Source organism: Pseudomonas sp. FP198, assembly GCF_030687895.1.
Taxonomy (GTDB): domain Bacteria; phylum Pseudomonadota; class Gammaproteobacteria; order Pseudomonadales; family Pseudomonadaceae; genus Aquipseudomonas.
This window is the reverse complement of sequence record NZ_CP117452.1, coordinates 251,186-267,216: the sequence shown is the minus strand read 5'-3', so window position 1 is coordinate 267,216 and position 16,031 is coordinate 251,186. Positions and strand designations below refer to the sequence as shown.

Below are 16,031 nucleotides of genomic sequence, written 5' to 3'. Positions count from 1 at the left end.
GGGCCTCATAGAGGAACCGGTAGAAGCTCAAAAAGACACAACGCTTCTATTCCCTACGCATGGGATGACATGTTGAGAGAACGAATAGCCAATAGTGAATCCATCGATGCAGAATATAGCAACACTTTTATAAAACTGACTGAAACCACCAGACAAGAACTCGAACAGATAAAAAGATCTGCATTAGGTGATCGCCAGCTTTCGCCGTTTGAAAAAGTAATTACAGAACAGCAGGCGACGGCAAGAGCCCTTCAAGCCAAAGAGTCGGACTATCAAGCACGCACCACAAGCGCCTACTCGCTCTACGGCCAGAATCCATTTTTTCTAATGAAGGAATTGTCCTTCAAGAAAATAATGGACAGCCTACAGACCTCCCCTCCGAACATTGCAGTCGCTTACGCCGTCATAGATGATGCGTACCGATCGGCGTTAGAGTTAAAGCGACTTTCCCTGCAAAAAGACATTCTCGCTGGACAATTGGAGCAGTCATCCCAGACAGCCGAGCAGTTCCTCACTGGCACCCAAGCTGAAAAAAACAACTCAACAACCACCCTTGATGCCAAGCTCAGGTTTATCAACCAAGAAAAAAACATCCATCTCCAACTTCTGCCTGAATTTCTGCTGAAGAAAGTTTCATCGCTGCTGGGGGTAACAACCGGCTTGCCCCTTTCTCAACTGTTAAGAAATCACAAGACAATCGTAACCCAAATCATCACAACCGAGCGGACAGCTATCGCTGCCTATGCAAAAGCCAATCCGAACATCAAGCCGCCACTCAGCAAGCCCGAACTCGAAGCACTTAATAATCTGGTTGTTCTACAAGAAAAGACAAAGCTGGGAAAGCGATGGCAGGACTACCATGCCTCCCTTCTGCATTCAGAATCCGTTCAACATCTAACAAGAACAGCAAATACATTTGCCAGCCTTATAGACCGCGCTCAATCGGCCGAACGCGTGAAAGAACAGCTTCGTGTTGCAGCCGAGCAGATAGAACAGGCACGAAAGCAAGCGCAAGCCCGAGCGATGGCGCAACAAGCTGAACAAGAACGAAAACAGAAAATTGCGTCCGCATTGGCGGGGCATTTCAACGAATTGCTCCATCAGTTCAACCACGCCCAGCCCCAAGACGTCGACCAACAATTGACCTGGATGCGGCAAAAACACCGGGAACTGGCCGCCGCGCATCAAGACGCAACCAAGGCTGCGCTTTCGGCGGGGGACCTTTCCGATTCATCAAGGAGTAGCTCTCGCGAGGCCTCGCTGCGTAAGGCACAAGCAGATATCGATGCAGTCTTTCGGTCGAAATACCGTATCGAAAATATTTCGCTACCCACCTTCAACGGTGCGATGACTTCGGCGCGACCGCTGATCACTGCTCCTGATGGCCTGATTGCCGGATATGAAGGCTCCCCTTTCTCCCTACAAGGCGCCATTGATCTACTTCAAAAAGCGAGAGTCGCCGTATCGGGAGGACCTCTGGCGGCACTCGGAGTAGCAGTGTCTTACTCCACGCCAATTGCCAACGGTGAACTGCAGCGCAATCCGGTGGTGATCAGCATTCCTTTATCTCAAGTGGCGGAGGAACTCCAGTTAATTTCAGGCGCTAGCGTCGCGCATCTACCGTTTCGGGTTGTGTCATCGGTTAGAGGAGAACACAGCCAATTTTACCTTTCACCCACCGGCAAAAATCTATCCGATAAAATCAGGATCAGGAACGTATCACTTGATCCGCAAACAAATCTCTACACATTCATAACAGAAGGAGCTCTTCCCCGAACGCTGACCTGGACGCCGGATTTCCCTCCAGGAAACAATCATCTGGGCTCAACCGAATCGCCTGCAACGCAGCTGGAGATCAGGATTCTTCCCGGGGCCAGGATTACTCAGATAGAAGGGAGAGCAGACGATCACCCAGCCTGTGATGACGCCGACATTGATGATTATGTGCTGGTTTTCCCGATGGAATCGGGGATCAAGCCAGTCTATGTCATGGCGAGTCGGACCGGGCCGCGATATGAGCCGGGTACGGTAAGTGGAACAGGAAAAACGGTCGGTAACGACTGGCTGAGAGCGACAAGCGGACCAAACGGTGCTCCGATTCCCAGCCAGATAGCGGATAGGTTGCGTGATCAAGAAATGAGAACCTTTGATAGCTTCAGGGAAAAACTATGGGCCGCTGTTGCAAATGAACCTGAACTGGTCAAACAATTCAGCTCCCGAAATCAAGCGATAATGAAAGACGGCTACTCCCCTTATGCGCCGCGTAACGAACAAGTTGGGGGACGAGAAAAATTTGAGGTTCATCACGTTCACCCGATCGGCAAGGGTGGCGACGTATACGACGTAGACAATATGGCTATCACGACACCTAAAGGCCATATTAATATTCACTCAAAATACAATGGTGAGCAGGAATGATTACCAAACCATACGAACAATATACCCGTAAAGAGTTTTTGCTACTGATCGAGCGCTTATTTAATAAAAATTATTCATCCGAATCTGAGCTTGATGCACTGGTCCATCAAATTGTCGACACGTCGGAACATCCGGACGGAACCGATATAATTTTCTACCCTGACGAGGGAGTTGAAGATACCCCAGAGGGAATACTCGACAGCATTGAACGCTGGCGAGAGCAAAACAGCAAACCTGGCTTCAAGCCAGAATAAAATTTTTTCGAAGCGGCGCCGCGCGCAGCGGTGACGCTTCTATAGCCCAGCTAAAGCAATGCACGAATCTCCTCCGGCAACATTTTCACATACCGCGATGCGGGAAACGTTCCGCAGCGCTGCAGGATCGAGGGCAGCAGCCGGTTGAATCGAGCGATCATTGCCAGGCGCTCGGCTTCGGGCAGTTGTTTGACAAAAAATACGTTGGACAGGTAGCTGCGCGTGTAATGGAAGGGAAGCAGGTCCTGCACATGCAGTTGATCGCTGGCATAGGAGGTGATGACCGAGCATCGCCAGGTCTTGATCCATTTATTGGCATCAATCGGTGCGTCGTCCAGACGAAATTCGAACGGTGCCACGACATCCACCTGGGCGGGATGCTTGTCATCAACCGTCCAGGGCTTGAAGCGCCATTCAATCAGCGCTCCTCGAACGGCCTCGGCAAATTCCGGATGGTCGCTGTGCAGGATGGCGACCTCATTGACCCGACCATCGGCATGCACCCTGAAGCCGGCCCTGGCCGCTCCCATGACCCCTGCCCGGCTCAGAGCTGTCGGATATCCTGGCTTGGGGTTGTTCTCTGGCACCAATACCATTCCCTCCGCCCAGCTCGGCCCAGATAGACACAATAACAACATCGCAGCAAACCACCTCATAACCCACCCTTTTGAATGCCTGACCCGGCAAAACGTAAAGGGTAAAGGCCGCGCCTTTTGGGTTGAATGGCGATACCTCTCATTTGGTTGAAGGACGTTTCCCTCCTTTCCTGTCATGAAAGCATCGGGAGGACGCCAACCATGAAGATTCCTACAGCGCCACCAACGTATGCCTGAGCGACATGTTCACTTAAGAACACCATCCATCGAAATTTCCGCTGTTTATGCGACAACGAGCGATGCTATTTTCGGTAATGAAACTGTAACATTCGCATCCGCAGTCAAAACAAGAAATCTGGAGCCCTTGAATGTTTGCTTTCTTTCGTCCTGCCGCACATCAGGCTCCATTGCCTGAAGAAAAAATAGACAGCACCTATCGGCGTCTTCGCTGGCAGATCTTCGCCGGCATTTTCATTGGTTATGCCGGTTACTACCTGCTGCGCAAAAACTTCTCCCTGGCCATGCCGTACCTCATTGACGAGGGCTATAGCCGCGGACAGTTGGGCCTGGCCATGTCCGCCATCGCCATCGCTTATGGCTTGTCGAAGTTCTTGATGGGCCTGGTGTCCGACCGTTCGAACCCGCGTTATTTTCTGCCCTTCGGCCTGCTGGTGTCAGCGGGAGTCATGTTCGTCTTCGGTTTCGCGCCTTGGGCAACGTCCAGCGTGACGATCATGTTTATCCTGCTGTTCATCAATGGTTGGGCCCAGGGCATGGGTTGGCCGCCAAGCGGGCGGACCATGGTGCACTGGTGGTCGCAGAAGGAACGCGGCGGCGTGGTGTCGGTGTGGAACGTGGCGCACAACGTCGGCGGCGGCCTGATCGGTCCGCTGTTCCTGCTGGGGATGGCCTGGTTCAATGATTGGCACGCGGCGTTCTATGTGCCGGCCACCGTAGCGCTCGTCGTTGCAGTGTTTGCCTTCGCGACCATGCGCGACACCCCGCAATCGGTGGGCCTGCCGCCGATCGAGAAATACAAGGACGACTACCCGGAAGGCTACGACGCCAGCCACGAGAACGAATTCAGCGCCAAGGAAATCTTCGTCAAGTACGTGCTGCGCAACAAGATGCTCTGGTACATCGCCATGGCCAACGTGTTCGTCTACCTGCTGCGCTACGGCGTGCTGGACTGGGCGCCGACCTACCTCAAGGAAGCCAAGGGCTTTACCGTGGACAAAAGCTCCTGGGCCTACTTCTTCTACGAATGGGCTGGCATTCCGGGCACGCTGTTGTGCGGCTGGATGTCCGACAAGATCTTCCGCGGCAACCGTGGCCTGACCGGCATGGTATTCATGGCCCTGGTGACCGTGGCAACGCTGGTGTACTGGCTGAACCCCGCCGGCAACCCGACCGTCGACATGATCGCGCTGGTCTCCATCGGCTTCCTGATCTATGGCCCGGTCATGCTGATCGGCTTGCAGGCGCTGGAACTGGCACCGAAGAAAGCCGCCGGCACCGCTGCGGGTTTCACCGGTCTGTTCGGCTACCTCGGCGGCTCAGTCGCGGCCAGTGCCGCCATGGGCTACACCGTCGACCATTTCGGCTGGGATGGCGGCTTCATCCTGCTGATCGGTGCCTGCCTGCTGGCCATGGCATTCCTCGCGCCAACCCTGTGGCACAAGCAGATCGCCAGTCAGAGCCGCGACGCGGTCGCCTGATCCAGCGCTGATCTGCAGCGCTTGAGCCGCGCCTCCAGATTACGGTCTGGCATGGCGTGGCTGCGCAGGGCGTGGATGGTCTGCTCGACATAATCGCGAGTCGTGCCATACCGCCCGCAGGCGCTTTCGAACACCTGGCTCAGCACATGATCCGGCAGATTGCCGGCATAGCTAGGCAGGTGTCGCTCAAGGACAAAACCCAAGGCCTGGACCCGATTGCCATCTTCCAGCCGGCAGCTGAGCCAGTGCGGCCGATAGGACGGCACGGGCATCTCGCGCTGCCACAGGGCCAACAGCGAATCCTGCAGGTTTTCTTCCGGTAACCGGTAGGCGAAACCGCTGCACGAGCCGCCGCGATCCAGCCCGAACACCAGCCCTGGCAATTCCGGGGTGCCACGGTGTTCATGGGACCACAGATACAACCCGCGATGATAACCGTGCACTCGCCCGCGCATACGCTCCACCGCCGTGCACTCGGGCCGCCATATCAACGAGCCGTAGGCGAACAGCCAGACCGGGCCGCCCTGGTGCAGGCTCATGGTCGAGTGCATCGACGCAAGCAGTTGTTCCCGGGTCAGCTGTGGCCCCAACTCGAGTCGTGGCGGGTACAGCGCGCAGGTGATGGCGGATTCGATAGCGGTCATGGCCGGTAGCGGAGGGCTCCTCGCGAATTGGAAATGGCTTGGCAACGCCAAGGTGCTGGCGTTTTCCAGGAGCTAAGGCAAGTTAGATGCCATCGGGCTTCTATATAAGTTATCGGTATCCAGCCCCCGAAACTAAATACCGAAACGAAATATAAGGTGTTATATCGACGGGCATTCGTTCTTGTGGCGAGGGAGCTTGCTCCCGCTGGACTGCGCAGCAGTCCCAGATGAGGCGGTAGCTGCGCAACCGAGCGGGAGCAAGCTCCCTCGCCACAAAGAGCTCACCGAGCCTAGGTTGGACGAACGCCGTTCAAGCCCGCGGCGCGTACGCAAACACATCGGCACGCATCTGATGAGCATCCATGCCGGCCTCCACCAGCGCATCGAGCGTGGCGTAAATCATCGCCGGTGAGCCGCTGGCGTAGACGTACACGCGGGAAAGATCGCTGATGTCCTCGCACACGGCTTCATGGAGCATCCCGCAGCGCCCTTCCCAGCCGCACAAGTCGCTTACGACTTTGTGCAGGAACAGGTTCGGCAGTTTTTTCCACTCCTCCCAATGCTCGATTTCATAGAAATCCTCCGGCCGCCGCACGCCCCAATACAGATGCACCGGGTACTTGAAACCGGCTGCCCGGCAGTGCTCGATCAGGCTGTGCATCTGCGCCATGCCGGTTCCAGCGGCGATCAGCACCAGCGGGCCATCCGGCAACTCGGACAAGTGGGTATCACCGAACGGCATTTCGATGCGCACGGTAGGGTTGCGCCGCAGTTGCTCCAGCAGCGCCAGCGCACTGCTTTCGCGCGCCAGTACATGTAGCTGCAGGTCCCGCCCCGAATGCGGCGCCGAGGCCAGGGAGAACGCCGATTTTTCGCCGTTCTCGCGCTCGATCATCAAGTATTGCCCGGCGTGATAGCGCGGCGGCTTGCCCGCCGGCGCCCGCAGGCGCACCCGCCAGACATCGCCGCCGACGTCACTGCATTCGGTGACCTGGCACGCCAGGTTGCGCACCGGCAGTTCACCCGGCGCCAGCACGCCATCCCAGAGCACCACGCAATCCTCCAGCGGCTCGGCAATGCAGGTGAAGATCTCGCCGTGATCACGCACCTCACCGGCCTGCGTCACGCGACCTTCCACCAGCAGCGCGCCACAGACGTGGCAATTGCCATTGCGGCAGCTCTGCGGACATTCGTAGCCCAGGCGCCGGGCGCCATCGAGAATCCGCTCCGCCGGCTGTATCTCCAGCACCGCGCCGGAAGGCTGCAAGGTTACACGCATCAATCTATTCCTAACTGATTCCAGATGGCATCGATCCGTTGGGTAACGGCTTCATCCTTGACGATAACCCGGCCCCATTCACGGGTGGTTTCACCGGGCCATTTATGCGTGGCATCGAGTCCCATCTTCGACCCCAGGCCAGACACCGGCGAGGCGAAGTCGAGGTAGTCGATCGGCGTATTCTCGATCATCACCGTGTCGCGCTTGGGGTCCATGCGCGTAGTGATGGCCCAGATCACGTCGCTCCAGTCCCGTGCGTTGATATCGTCATCAGTGACAATAACGAACTTGGTGTACATGAATTGTCGTAAAAACGACCAGACGCCCAACATCACCCGCTTGGCATGCCCCGGATACGACTTCTTCATGGTCACCACGGCCATGCGGTACGAGCAGCCTTCCGGTGGCAGGTAGAAGTCGGTGATCTCCGGGAACTGCTTCTGCAGGATCGGCACGAACACTTCGTTCAGCGCCACGCCGAGGATAGCTGGCTCATCGGGCGGACGTCCGGTGTAGGTGCTGTGGTAGATCGGCTTGATCCGATGGGTGATGCGTTCGACGGTGAACACCGGGAAGCTGTCCACCTCGTTGTAATAACCGGTGTGGTCGCCGTAAGGACCTTCATCGGCCATTTCGCCGGGGTGGATCACGCCTTCGAGAATGATCTCCGCGGTGGCCGGCACTTGCAGGTCGTTGCCACGGCATTTCACCAGCTCGGTGCGGTTGCCCCGCAGCAGGCCGGCGAAGGCATATTCGGAGAGGCTGTCCGGCACGGGCGTGACGGCGCCGAGGATCGTCGCTGGATCCGCGCCCAGGGCCACCGAAACCGGGAACGGCTGGCCAGGGTGTTTTTCGCACCACTCACGGTAATCCAGCGCGCCACCCCGATGGCTCAGCCAGCGCATGATGACCTTGTTGCGGCCAATCACCTGCTGACGGTAGATACCGAGGTTCTGACGATCCTTGTTCGGCCCTTTGGTGACGGTCAGGCCCCAAGTGATCAGCGGCCCCACGTCGCCCGGCCAGCAGGTCTGTACCGGCAGCATGGCGAGATCGACAGCGTCGCCCTCGATCACCACTTCCTGGCAGATCGCGTCCTTGACGACTTTCGGCGCCATGGAAATGATCTTGCGGAAAATCGGCAGCTTCGACCAGGCGTCCTTCAGGCCCTTCGGCGGCTCCGGCTCCTTGAGGAACGCCAGCAGCTTGCCGATCTCGCGCAGTTCGCTGACAGCTTCGGCCCCCATGCCCAGGGCTACACGCTCCGGTGTGCCGAACAGATTGCCCAGCACCGGGATGTCATAGCCGGTCGGATTTTCGAACAGCAGCGCCGGGCCCTTTGCCCGCAGGGTGCGGTCGCAGACCTCGGTCATCTCCAGCACTGGGGACACCGGCACCTGGATGCGCTTGAGTTCGCCGCGCTGTTCCAGACCGCTGATAAAGTCGCGCAAGTCGCGATACTGCATGCAAAGCCTCATGGTGACCGTGGCGTTCGGGGGCCCGAGTTTAACGCCGCCCGTTCGCAATAGTGAATGCACAGACAGCAAAAAGCCGGGTTTCCCCGGCTCTTGCTGGCCTGCTCGACTTACTTGCGCTTCATCGACAGGAAGAACTCATCGTTGGTCTTGGTCGTTTTCAGCTTGTCGACCAGGAACTCGATGGCCGCCACTTCATCCATCGGATGCAGCAGCTTGCGCAGGATCCACATGCGCTGCAACTCGTCATCGGCCGTCAGCAATTCTTCGCGACGGGTACCGGAACGGTTGATGTTGATGGCCGGGAACACACGTTTCTCGGCGATGCGACGGTCCAGGGGCAGTTCCATGTTGCCGGTACCCTTGAACTCCTCGTAGATCACTTCGTCCATCTTCGAGCCGGTTTCAACCAGCGCGGTGGCGATGATGGTCAGCGAGCCGCCCTCTTCGATGTTCCGTGCGGCACCGAAGAAACGCTTCGGTTTCTCCAGGGCGTGGGCATCGACACCACCGGTCAGCACCTTGCCGGAGCTCGGGATCACGGTGTTGTAGGCACGGGCCAGACGGGTGATGGAGTCGAGCAGGATCACCACGTCCTTCTTGTGCTCGACCAGGCGCTTGGCCTTCTCGATCACCATTTCGGCAACCTGCACGTGGCGGGTCGGCGGCTCGTCGAACGTCGAGGCGACCACTTCGCCGCGCACGGTGCGCTGCATCTCGGTCACTTCTTCCGGACGCTCGTCGATCAGCAGCACGATCAGATGAACTTCAGGGTTGTTACGAGCGATGTTCGCGGCAATGTTCTGCAGCATGATCGTCTTGCCCGCTTTCGGCGGTGCAACGATCAGACCACGCTGGCCTTTACCGATCGGGGCGCACAGGTCGATGACTCGACCGGTCAAGTCTTCAGTGGAACCGTTACCGGCTTCCATCTTCATGCGCACGGTCGGGAACAGCGGGGTCAGGTTCTCGAAGAGAATCTTGTTCTTCGCGTTTTCCGGACGGTCGAAGTTGATCGTGTCGACCTTGAGCAGCGCGAAGTAACGCTCGCCTTCCTTCGGAGGGCGGATCTTGCCAACGATGGTGTCACCGGTGCGCAAGTTGAAGCGACGGATCTGGCTCGGCGAGACGTAGATATCGTCCGGGCCGGCGAGGTAGGAAGCGTCCGCGGAGCGGAGGAAGCCGAAGCCGTCCTGGAGAATCTCCAGCACGCCATCACCGGAGATTTCCTCGCCGCTTTTTGCGTGCTTCTTGAGCAGGGAGAAAATCACGTCCTGCTTGCGCGAACGGGCCATATTTTCTATGCCCATCTGTTCGGCCAATTCGAGCAGTTCGGTAATCGGCTTTTGCTTGAGTTCAGTCAGATTCATATAGGAATGACGTAATCATTTATGGAGGGGGGAAATTAAGCTTTTGGCTTAATGAGGCCGCGCCGCGGAGAAGGCGACAGGATCGCGTACTTGTTCGAAAGGAGAGCGTCGGCGACGGCTTGCAGGGGGCAATGGAGAAACCAGTGCGGGGCCGAATGTAACACCTCGATTTACGAGCGTCTAGCCCTGGATAACGAAAAAGCCCCGCGATTTGCGGGGCTTTTGGCAGAACATTCGACGCTTAGATGTTGGCGTCGAGGAACGCTGCCAGTTGCGACTTCGACAGCGCGCCGACCTTGGTGGCCTCGACGTTGCCGTTCTTGAACAGCATCAGGGTCGGGATACCCCGCACGCCGTGCTTGGCCGGGGTTTCCTGGTTTTCGTCGATGTTCAGCTTGGCGACGGTCAGTTTGCCCTTGTAGGTCTCTGCAATTTCGTCCAGGACCGGAGCGATCATTTTGCAAGGACCGCACCACTCAGCCCAATAGTCGACCAGCACTGCGCCTTCGGCCTTGAGTACGTCAGCTTCGAAGCTAGCGTCGCTAACGTGTTTGATCAGATCGCTGCTCATGGAAATCTCCGGGGTAATCAGCAAAAAAACGTGGCCCATCATAGCTGCCCTTCCCAGGTTCAGGAAGCCGCAGTTGATTGAGTCTCGCTATGGAGATTGATGGCTTTGGGTATGGCCCGCTTCACGAAGCGGCCGGTGCGATGAATGAGATACCGGTACGCAACGCCGCATTACGTACATGTTCCTGCATGGTTTTTTGCGCCGAAACCGATGCCCGGCGGGCCAGGGCGCGAAGGATCTTGCGATGTTCCTGCCACGTCTCCATCGCCCGCTCCGCCCTGATGAACGGTAGTTTCTGGCTCTCCAGGAAGATATCGGCGCTGGCGGTGAGGATGCCCAGCATCGCCTGGTTGCCGCTGGCCAGCAGGATCCGCCGGTGGAACTCGAAATCGAGCCGCGCCGCCGCGTCGAAATCCCCCGCCTTCAACTCTCGGCGCATGGCCTCGACATTGTCATCCAGCGCATCGAGCTCATCGGCGCTCAACGTGACGGCCGCCAACCCGGCCGCGAAACCCTCAAGGGCATAACGCAACTGAAAGATATCCACTGGCGAGGCCTGTGCGGCGAAGGGCCAACCCGGTGCCGATTCGCTGCGCGGGGCCTCCACCGGCGATTGCACGAACACACCTCGGCCCGGCTGCACGCTGATCATGCCCAAGGCGCTGAGCGATGACAGCGCCTCGCGCAGTGAGGCCCGGCTCACCCCCAGCTGCAAGGCCAGGTCCCGCTGTGACGGCAGCGCATCCCCCGGGCCGAAACCTTGATCGGCGATCAGCTTGCGGATGCCTTGCAGGGCTACTTCCGGAACGGCACGAGAAATGGAATTCATGGTTTTTCAGGGAAACCGAGTCAATGAGCGGCTAGTTGTAAAGCTATTCGAAGCCCTCGGCAAGTCGTGCCCCAGCAGGGTTCGGCGGCTTGTATCAACGCTCGATAAGGGTGCGAAACGCGACGCAACTGTTCAGACCAGTCAGACCGATGCCCGCCAGCAAAATCGCGGCTTTGGTGGATCAGCAAGGCCTTTGGCATGGCCTGTGCTCTGTCCGATCAGAGAAATCACATCATCGACCGCGGAGATTCACCATGATCCAGCGTTGCAGCGTCCTGCTCACTGCCCTGTTTGCCAGCCTGATGCTTTGTCAGTTGCCCGCCCACGCCGATGGCCTGGAAGACGTGGTCAAGCGCGGTACGCTCAAGGTTGCGGTGCCTCAGGATTTTCCACCGTTCGGCTCCGTGGGTCCGGACATGAAGCCACGCGGCCTGGACATCGACACGGCGAAACTGCTGGCCGACCAGCTCAAGGTCAAGCTTGAACTGACGCCCGTCAACAGCACCAACCGCATCCCGTTCCTGACCACCGGCAAGGTCGACCTGGTGATTTCCAGCCTGGGCAAGAACCCTGAGCGTGAAAAAGTCATCGACTTCTCCAGCGCCTATGCGCCGTTCTACCTGGCCGTATTCGGCCCGCCTGACGCCGCCATCAATGGCCTGGACGACCTCAAGGGCAAGACCATCAGCGTCACCCGTGGCGCCATCGAAGACATCGAGTTGAGCAAGGTCGCCCCCGAAGGCACCACCATCAAGCGCTTCGAAGACAACAACTCGACCATCGCCGCCTACCTGGCCGGCCAGGTGGACCTGATCGCCAGTGGCAACGTGGTGATGGTCGCCATCAGCGAGCGCAACCCCAAGCGCGTTCCGGCGTTGAAAGTGAAACTCAAGGACTCGCCGGTGTACGTCGGCGTGAACAAGAACGAGCCGGCGCTGCTGGACAAGGTCAACCAGATCCTCGCGACGGCCAAGACGGACGGCAGCCTGGAGAAAAACGCCCAGACCTGGCTCAAGCAGCCACTGCCAGCCGACCTCTGACCGTCGCTTGAGAGGCTGAGCATGGCTTATCAGTTCGATTTCCTGCCGGTGGTGCAAAACACCGAGCTGCTGTTGCGCGGCGCGCTGTTCACCCTTGAGCTGACGGCCATCGGCGCGTTGCTCGGGGTCGGCCTGGGCATCGTCGGGGCGGTGGTTCGGGCGTGGAATATCCGTCCATTCGCGGCGATATTCGGCGTGTACGTGGAATTGATCCGCAACACGCCCTTCCTGGTCCAGCTGTTTTTCATTTTCTTCGGCTTGCCGTCCCTGGGCCTGCAGATTTCCGAATGGCAGGCGGCGGTGCTGGCGATGGTGATCAACCTCGGTGCGTATTCCACCGAGATCATCCGGGCCGGCATCCAGGCGATCCCGCGAGGGCAACTGGAAGCCGCCGCGGCACTCGCGATGAGCCGCTTCGAAGCGTTCCGCCACGTGGTCTTGCTGCCGGCACTGGGCAAGGTCTGGCCGGCGCTGAGCAGCCAGATCATCATCGTGATGCTCGGCTCCGCCGTCTGTTCGCAGATCGCCACCGAAGAGCTGAGCTTCGCCGCCAATTTCATCCAGTCGCGCAACTTCCGCGCGTTCGAAACCTACGCGCTGACGACGCTGATCTACCTGTGCATGGCGCTGTTGATCCGCCAGTTTCTCAACTGGATCGGGCGTCGCTACATTGCCAGGAGCAGCCAATGAGCGATTTCACTTTCTGGGACGTGGTGCGCAACCTGCTCACCGGCCTGCAATGGACCCTGGCGCTGTCGCTGGTGGCGTTTATCGGCGGCGGTGTGATCGGCTTGCTGGTGATGGTGCTGCGCATCTCCAAACGCGCCCTGCCGCGTAATGTCGCCCGGACCTATATCGAGCTGTTCCAGGGCACCCCACTGTTGATGCAATTGTTCCTGGTGTTCTTTGGCGTAGCCCTGGCCGGGGTGGAGATTTCGCCCTGGATGGCTGCGGCGATTGCCCTGACGCTGTTTACCAGCGCTTACCTGGCGGAGATCTGGCGCGGTTGCGTCGACTCGATTTCCAACGGTCAATGGGAAGCGTCCGCGAGCCTGGCGCTCAACCCGCTGGAGCAGTTGCGCTACGTGATCCTGCCCCAGGCCCTGCGGATTGCCGTGGCGCCGACCGTGGGCTTCTCCGTGCAGGTGGTCAAGGGCACGGCCGTCACTTCGATCATCGGCTTTACCGAACTGACCAAGACCGGCGGCATGCTCGCCAACGCCACGTTCGAGCCGTTCATGGTCTACGGCCTGGTGGCCCTCGGTTATTTCCTCCTCTGTTACCCCTTGTCCCTCAGCGCGCGCTACCTGGAAAGGAGACTGCATGCCTCTGCTTAGAATTTCCGCCCTGCATAAGTACTACGGCGATCACCACGTGCTCAAAGGCATCGACCTGAGCGTCGAGGAAGGCCAGGTGGTGGCGATCATCGGCCGCAGCGGTTCGGGAAAATCCACCTTGCTGCGCACCCTCAACGGTCTCGAATCGATTAACGACGGCGTGATCGAAGTGGATGGCGAGTACCTCGACGCGGCACGCGCCGACCTGCGCAGCCTGCGCCAGAAAGTCGGGATGGTGTTCCAGCAGTTCAATCTGTTCCCGCACCTGACGGTCGGCGAGAACGTGATGCTCGCGCCACAAGTCGTGCAAAAAGTGCCCAAGGCCAAGGCGGCCGAGCTGGCGCGGCAGATGCTGGAGCGGGTCGGGCTCGGCGAGAAATTCGACGCCTTCCCGGACCGTCTGTCCGGCGGCCAACAGCAACGGGTAGCGATTGCCCGCGCCCTGGCGATGTCGCCGAAGGTGCTGCTGTGCGATGAAATCACCTCGGCCCTGGACCCGGAGCTGGTCAATGAAGTGCTCAGCGTGGTGCGGCAATTGGCCAAGGAAGGCATGACGTTGATCATGGTCACCCATGAAATGCGCTTTGCCCGGGAGGTAGGGGACAAGCTCGTGTTCATGCACCAGGGCAAGGTGCACGAGGTCGGAGACCCGAAGGCGCTGTTCGCCGATCCGCAAACGGCCGAGCTGGCGAACTTCATCGGGACGGTGGAGCCTGCAGCCTGAGGTTTTGCGGGTGCCGCCCCTGGCCTCATCGCGAGCAAGCTCGCTCCCACCTTGACCGCGTTCTGCAGGCGGCTCAATCACCTGTGGGAGCGAGCTTGCTCGCGATCGACTGCGAAGCGGTCGCCTTTGCGTTGGCGTAAGCGGTCGATCGTGGCAGGATGGCAAGGTTATCGACCGAGACTTTTTGACCATGCCGCTATCCCAAGCCAAGAATCTGTCCCTGATCGCTGCCATAGACCTGGGCTCCAACAGCTTTCACATGGTCGTCGCCAAGGCCCAGAACGGGGAAATCCGCATTCTTGAGCGACTCGGCGAGAAGGTCCAGCTGGCCGCCGGTATCGACGAAGAACGTCAACTGAGCGAAGAATCCATCCAGCGCGGCCTCGACTGCCTCAAACGGTTCGCCCAACTGATCAACGGCATGCCCCTGGGCGCGGTGCGCATCGTCGGCACCAATGCCCTGCGCGAGGCGCGCAACCGCGGCGAATTCATCCGGCGCGCCGAAGAGATCCTCGGCCATCCGGTGGAAGTCATCTCCGGCCGTGAAGAGGCCCGCCTGATCTACCTGGGTGTTTCGCACACCCTGGCCGACACCCCGGGCAAGCGCCTGGTGGCGGACATCGGCGGCGGTAGTACCGAATTCATCATCGGCCAGCGCTTCGAACCACTGTTGCGCGAAAGCCTGCAGATGGGTTGCGTCAGCTTCACTCAGCGCTACTTCCGCGACGGCAAGATCACCCCGGCCCGCTACGCCCAGGCCTACACGGCGGCGCGCCTGGAAATCATGAGCATCGAGCACGCGCTGCACCGCCTGACCTGGGATGAAGCCATCGGCTCCTCGGGCACCATCCGCGCCATCGGCCTGGCGCTCAAGGCTGGCGGCCATGGCAGTGGCGAGGTCAACGCCGAAGGCCTGGCCTGGCTCAAGCGCAAAGTGTTCAAGCTGGGCGAATCGGACAAGATCGACTTCGAAGGTATCAAGCCTGATCGCCGGGCGATTTTCCCGGCGGGCCTGGCGATTCTCGAGGCGATTTTTGACGCCCTCGAACTGCAACGCATGGATCACTGCGAAGGTGCCCTGCGTGAGGGCGTGCTCTACGACCTGCTGGGGCGCCATCATCACGAAGACGTCCGCGAGCGCACCCTCGGCTCGCTCATGGAGCGTTACCACGTCGATCAGGAACAGGCGGCGCGGGTCGAGCGCAAGGCCCTGCACGCGTTCGACCAAGTGGCCGACGACTGGGACCTGAACGACGGTGTCTGGCGCGAACTACTGGGCTGGGCCGCCAAGGTGCACGAAGTCGGCCTGGACATCGCCCACTACCATTACCACAAGCACGGCGCCTACCTGATCGAGCACTCGGACCTGGCGGGTTTCTCTCGCGAAGACCAGCAGATGCTTGCGCTACTGGTGCGTGGTCACCGGCGCAATATTCCCAAGGATAAATTTGCCGAGTTCGGCGATGACGGCATCAAGCTGATCCGCTTGTGCGTGCTGTTGCGCTTCGCAATCCTCTTCCACCACATCCGCGGCACCCAGGAAATGCCCCAGGTAGCCCTGCATGCCAATGGCGATCAATTGGATGTGATATTCCCGGACGGCTGGCTGGAAGAAAACCAACTGACCCAGGCCGACTTCGCCCAGGAAGCGGAATGGCTGACCCGGGTCGGGATTGTGTTGAATATCCACTGAGTCAGCGACAACACAGATCTCTCTTGTGGCGAGGGGATTTATCCCCGCTGGGCTGCGAAGCAGCCCCAAGGAAGGTCGGACTC

At 59.1% G+C, this 16,031-nt stretch carries 15 protein-coding genes; 8 read left to right on the top strand and 7 right to left on the bottom strand.

The features are described from left to right. Positions 1-69 precede the first annotated feature (69 nt). Both PSH78_RS01255 and PSH78_RS01250 read left to right on the top strand, forming a co-directional pair. The gene (locus PSH78_RS01255; protein WP_305498023.1) at positions 70-2,418 is read left to right on the top strand and encodes an S-type pyocin domain-containing protein; all 2,349 of its coding nucleotides are present in this window, start codon (positions 70-72) and stop codon (positions 2,416-2,418) included. Then, positions 2,415-2,672 carry a bacteriocin immunity protein gene (locus PSH78_RS01250; RefSeq protein WP_305498022.1) on the top strand — a complete coding sequence of 86 codons (258 nt, stop codon included), beginning with the start codon at positions 2,415-2,417 and terminating at the stop codon, positions 2,670-2,672. The genes PSH78_RS01255 and PSH78_RS01250 overlap by 4 nt, the downstream gene beginning before the upstream one ends. Positions 2,673-2,722: 50 nt before the next feature. On the opposite strand, the gene PSH78_RS01245 is transcribed toward PSH78_RS01250, so the two are convergent. Then, complete coding sequence (locus tag PSH78_RS01245) at positions 2,723-3,310, bottom strand: TonB family protein (RefSeq protein WP_305498021.1); 588 nt, start codon at positions 3,308-3,310, stop codon at positions 2,723-2,725. A 326-nt stretch (positions 3,311-3,636) separates the two neighbouring features. Here PSH78_RS01245 and glpT point away from each other — a divergent pair, with 326 nt between their 5' ends. After that, entirely contained in the window at positions 3,637-4,986 is a 1,350-nt protein-coding gene (gene glpT, locus PSH78_RS01240) for a glycerol-3-phosphate transporter (protein WP_305498019.1), read from the top strand. Here the strand turns inward: glpT and PSH78_RS01235 are convergent. The 6 genes from PSH78_RS01235 to PSH78_RS01210 all read right to left on the bottom strand — a co-directional run bounded on the left by PSH78_RS01235 (position 4,962) and on the right by PSH78_RS01210 (position 11,154). After that, a complete protein-coding gene (locus tag PSH78_RS01235) occupies positions 4,962-5,630 on the bottom strand; it encodes a gamma-glutamylcyclotransferase (RefSeq protein WP_305498018.1) in 669 nt (222 codons plus the stop codon). The genes glpT and PSH78_RS01235 overlap by 25 nt on opposite strands. 310 nt (positions 5,631-5,940) lie before the next feature. Beyond that, on the bottom strand, positions 5,941-6,909 hold the full coding sequence (locus PSH78_RS01230; RefSeq protein WP_305498016.1) for a CDP-6-deoxy-delta-3,4-glucoseen reductase: 969 nt from the start codon (positions 6,907-6,909) through the stop codon (positions 5,941-5,943). After that, positions 6,909-8,375 (bottom strand): 4-hydroxy-3-polyprenylbenzoate decarboxylase, encoded by a 1,467-nt coding sequence (gene ubiD, locus PSH78_RS01225; protein ID WP_305498015.1) that lies wholly within the window; start codon positions 8,373-8,375, stop codon positions 6,909-6,911. The genes PSH78_RS01230 and ubiD overlap by 1 nt, the downstream gene beginning before the upstream one ends. Before the next feature lie 119 nt (positions 8,376-8,494). Then, positions 8,495-9,754: a transcription termination factor Rho gene (rho, locus tag PSH78_RS01220; protein ID WP_003206716.1), complete on the bottom strand. Its 1,260-nt coding sequence runs from the start codon at positions 9,752-9,754 to the stop codon at positions 8,495-8,497. 241 nt (positions 9,755-9,995) lie between these two features. Further along, positions 9,996-10,325 (bottom strand): thioredoxin TrxA, encoded by a 330-nt coding sequence (gene trxA, locus PSH78_RS01215; RefSeq protein WP_003206727.1) that lies wholly within the window; start codon positions 10,323-10,325, stop codon positions 9,996-9,998. Between the two features lie 121 nt (positions 10,326-10,446). Further along, a complete protein-coding gene (locus PSH78_RS01210; protein ID WP_305498013.1) occupies positions 10,447-11,154 on the bottom strand; it encodes a FadR/GntR family transcriptional regulator in 708 nt (235 codons plus the stop codon). A gap of 254 nt (positions 11,155-11,408) precedes the next feature. Here PSH78_RS01210 and PSH78_RS01205 point away from each other — a divergent pair, with 254 nt between their 5' ends. From PSH78_RS01205 to ppx, 5 genes are all read left to right on the top strand, one after another. Continuing rightward, entirely contained in the window at positions 11,409-12,194 is a 786-nt protein-coding gene (locus tag PSH78_RS01205; protein WP_305498011.1) for a transporter substrate-binding domain-containing protein, read from the top strand. A gap of 21 nt (positions 12,195-12,215) precedes the next feature. Beyond that, positions 12,216-12,884: an amino acid ABC transporter permease gene (locus PSH78_RS01200; RefSeq protein ID WP_305498009.1), complete on the top strand. Its 669-nt coding sequence runs from the start codon at positions 12,216-12,218 to the stop codon at positions 12,882-12,884. Then, positions 12,881-13,531 (top strand): amino acid ABC transporter permease, encoded by a 651-nt coding sequence (locus PSH78_RS01195; RefSeq protein ID WP_305498007.1) that lies wholly within the window; start codon positions 12,881-12,883, stop codon positions 13,529-13,531. The genes PSH78_RS01200 and PSH78_RS01195 overlap by 4 nt, the downstream gene beginning before the upstream one ends. Then, entirely contained in the window at positions 13,518-14,255 is a 738-nt protein-coding gene (locus tag PSH78_RS01190) for an amino acid ABC transporter ATP-binding protein (protein ID WP_305498006.1), read from the top strand. Before PSH78_RS01195 ends, PSH78_RS01190 begins: the two co-directional genes overlap by 14 nt. 190 nt (positions 14,256-14,445) lie before the next feature. Continuing rightward, the gene (gene ppx / locus PSH78_RS01185; protein WP_305498005.1) at positions 14,446-15,948 is read left to right on the top strand and encodes an exopolyphosphatase; all 1,503 of its coding nucleotides are present in this window, start codon (positions 14,446-14,448) and stop codon (positions 15,946-15,948) included. The last annotated feature ends 83 nt before the right edge of the window (positions 15,949-16,031 follow it).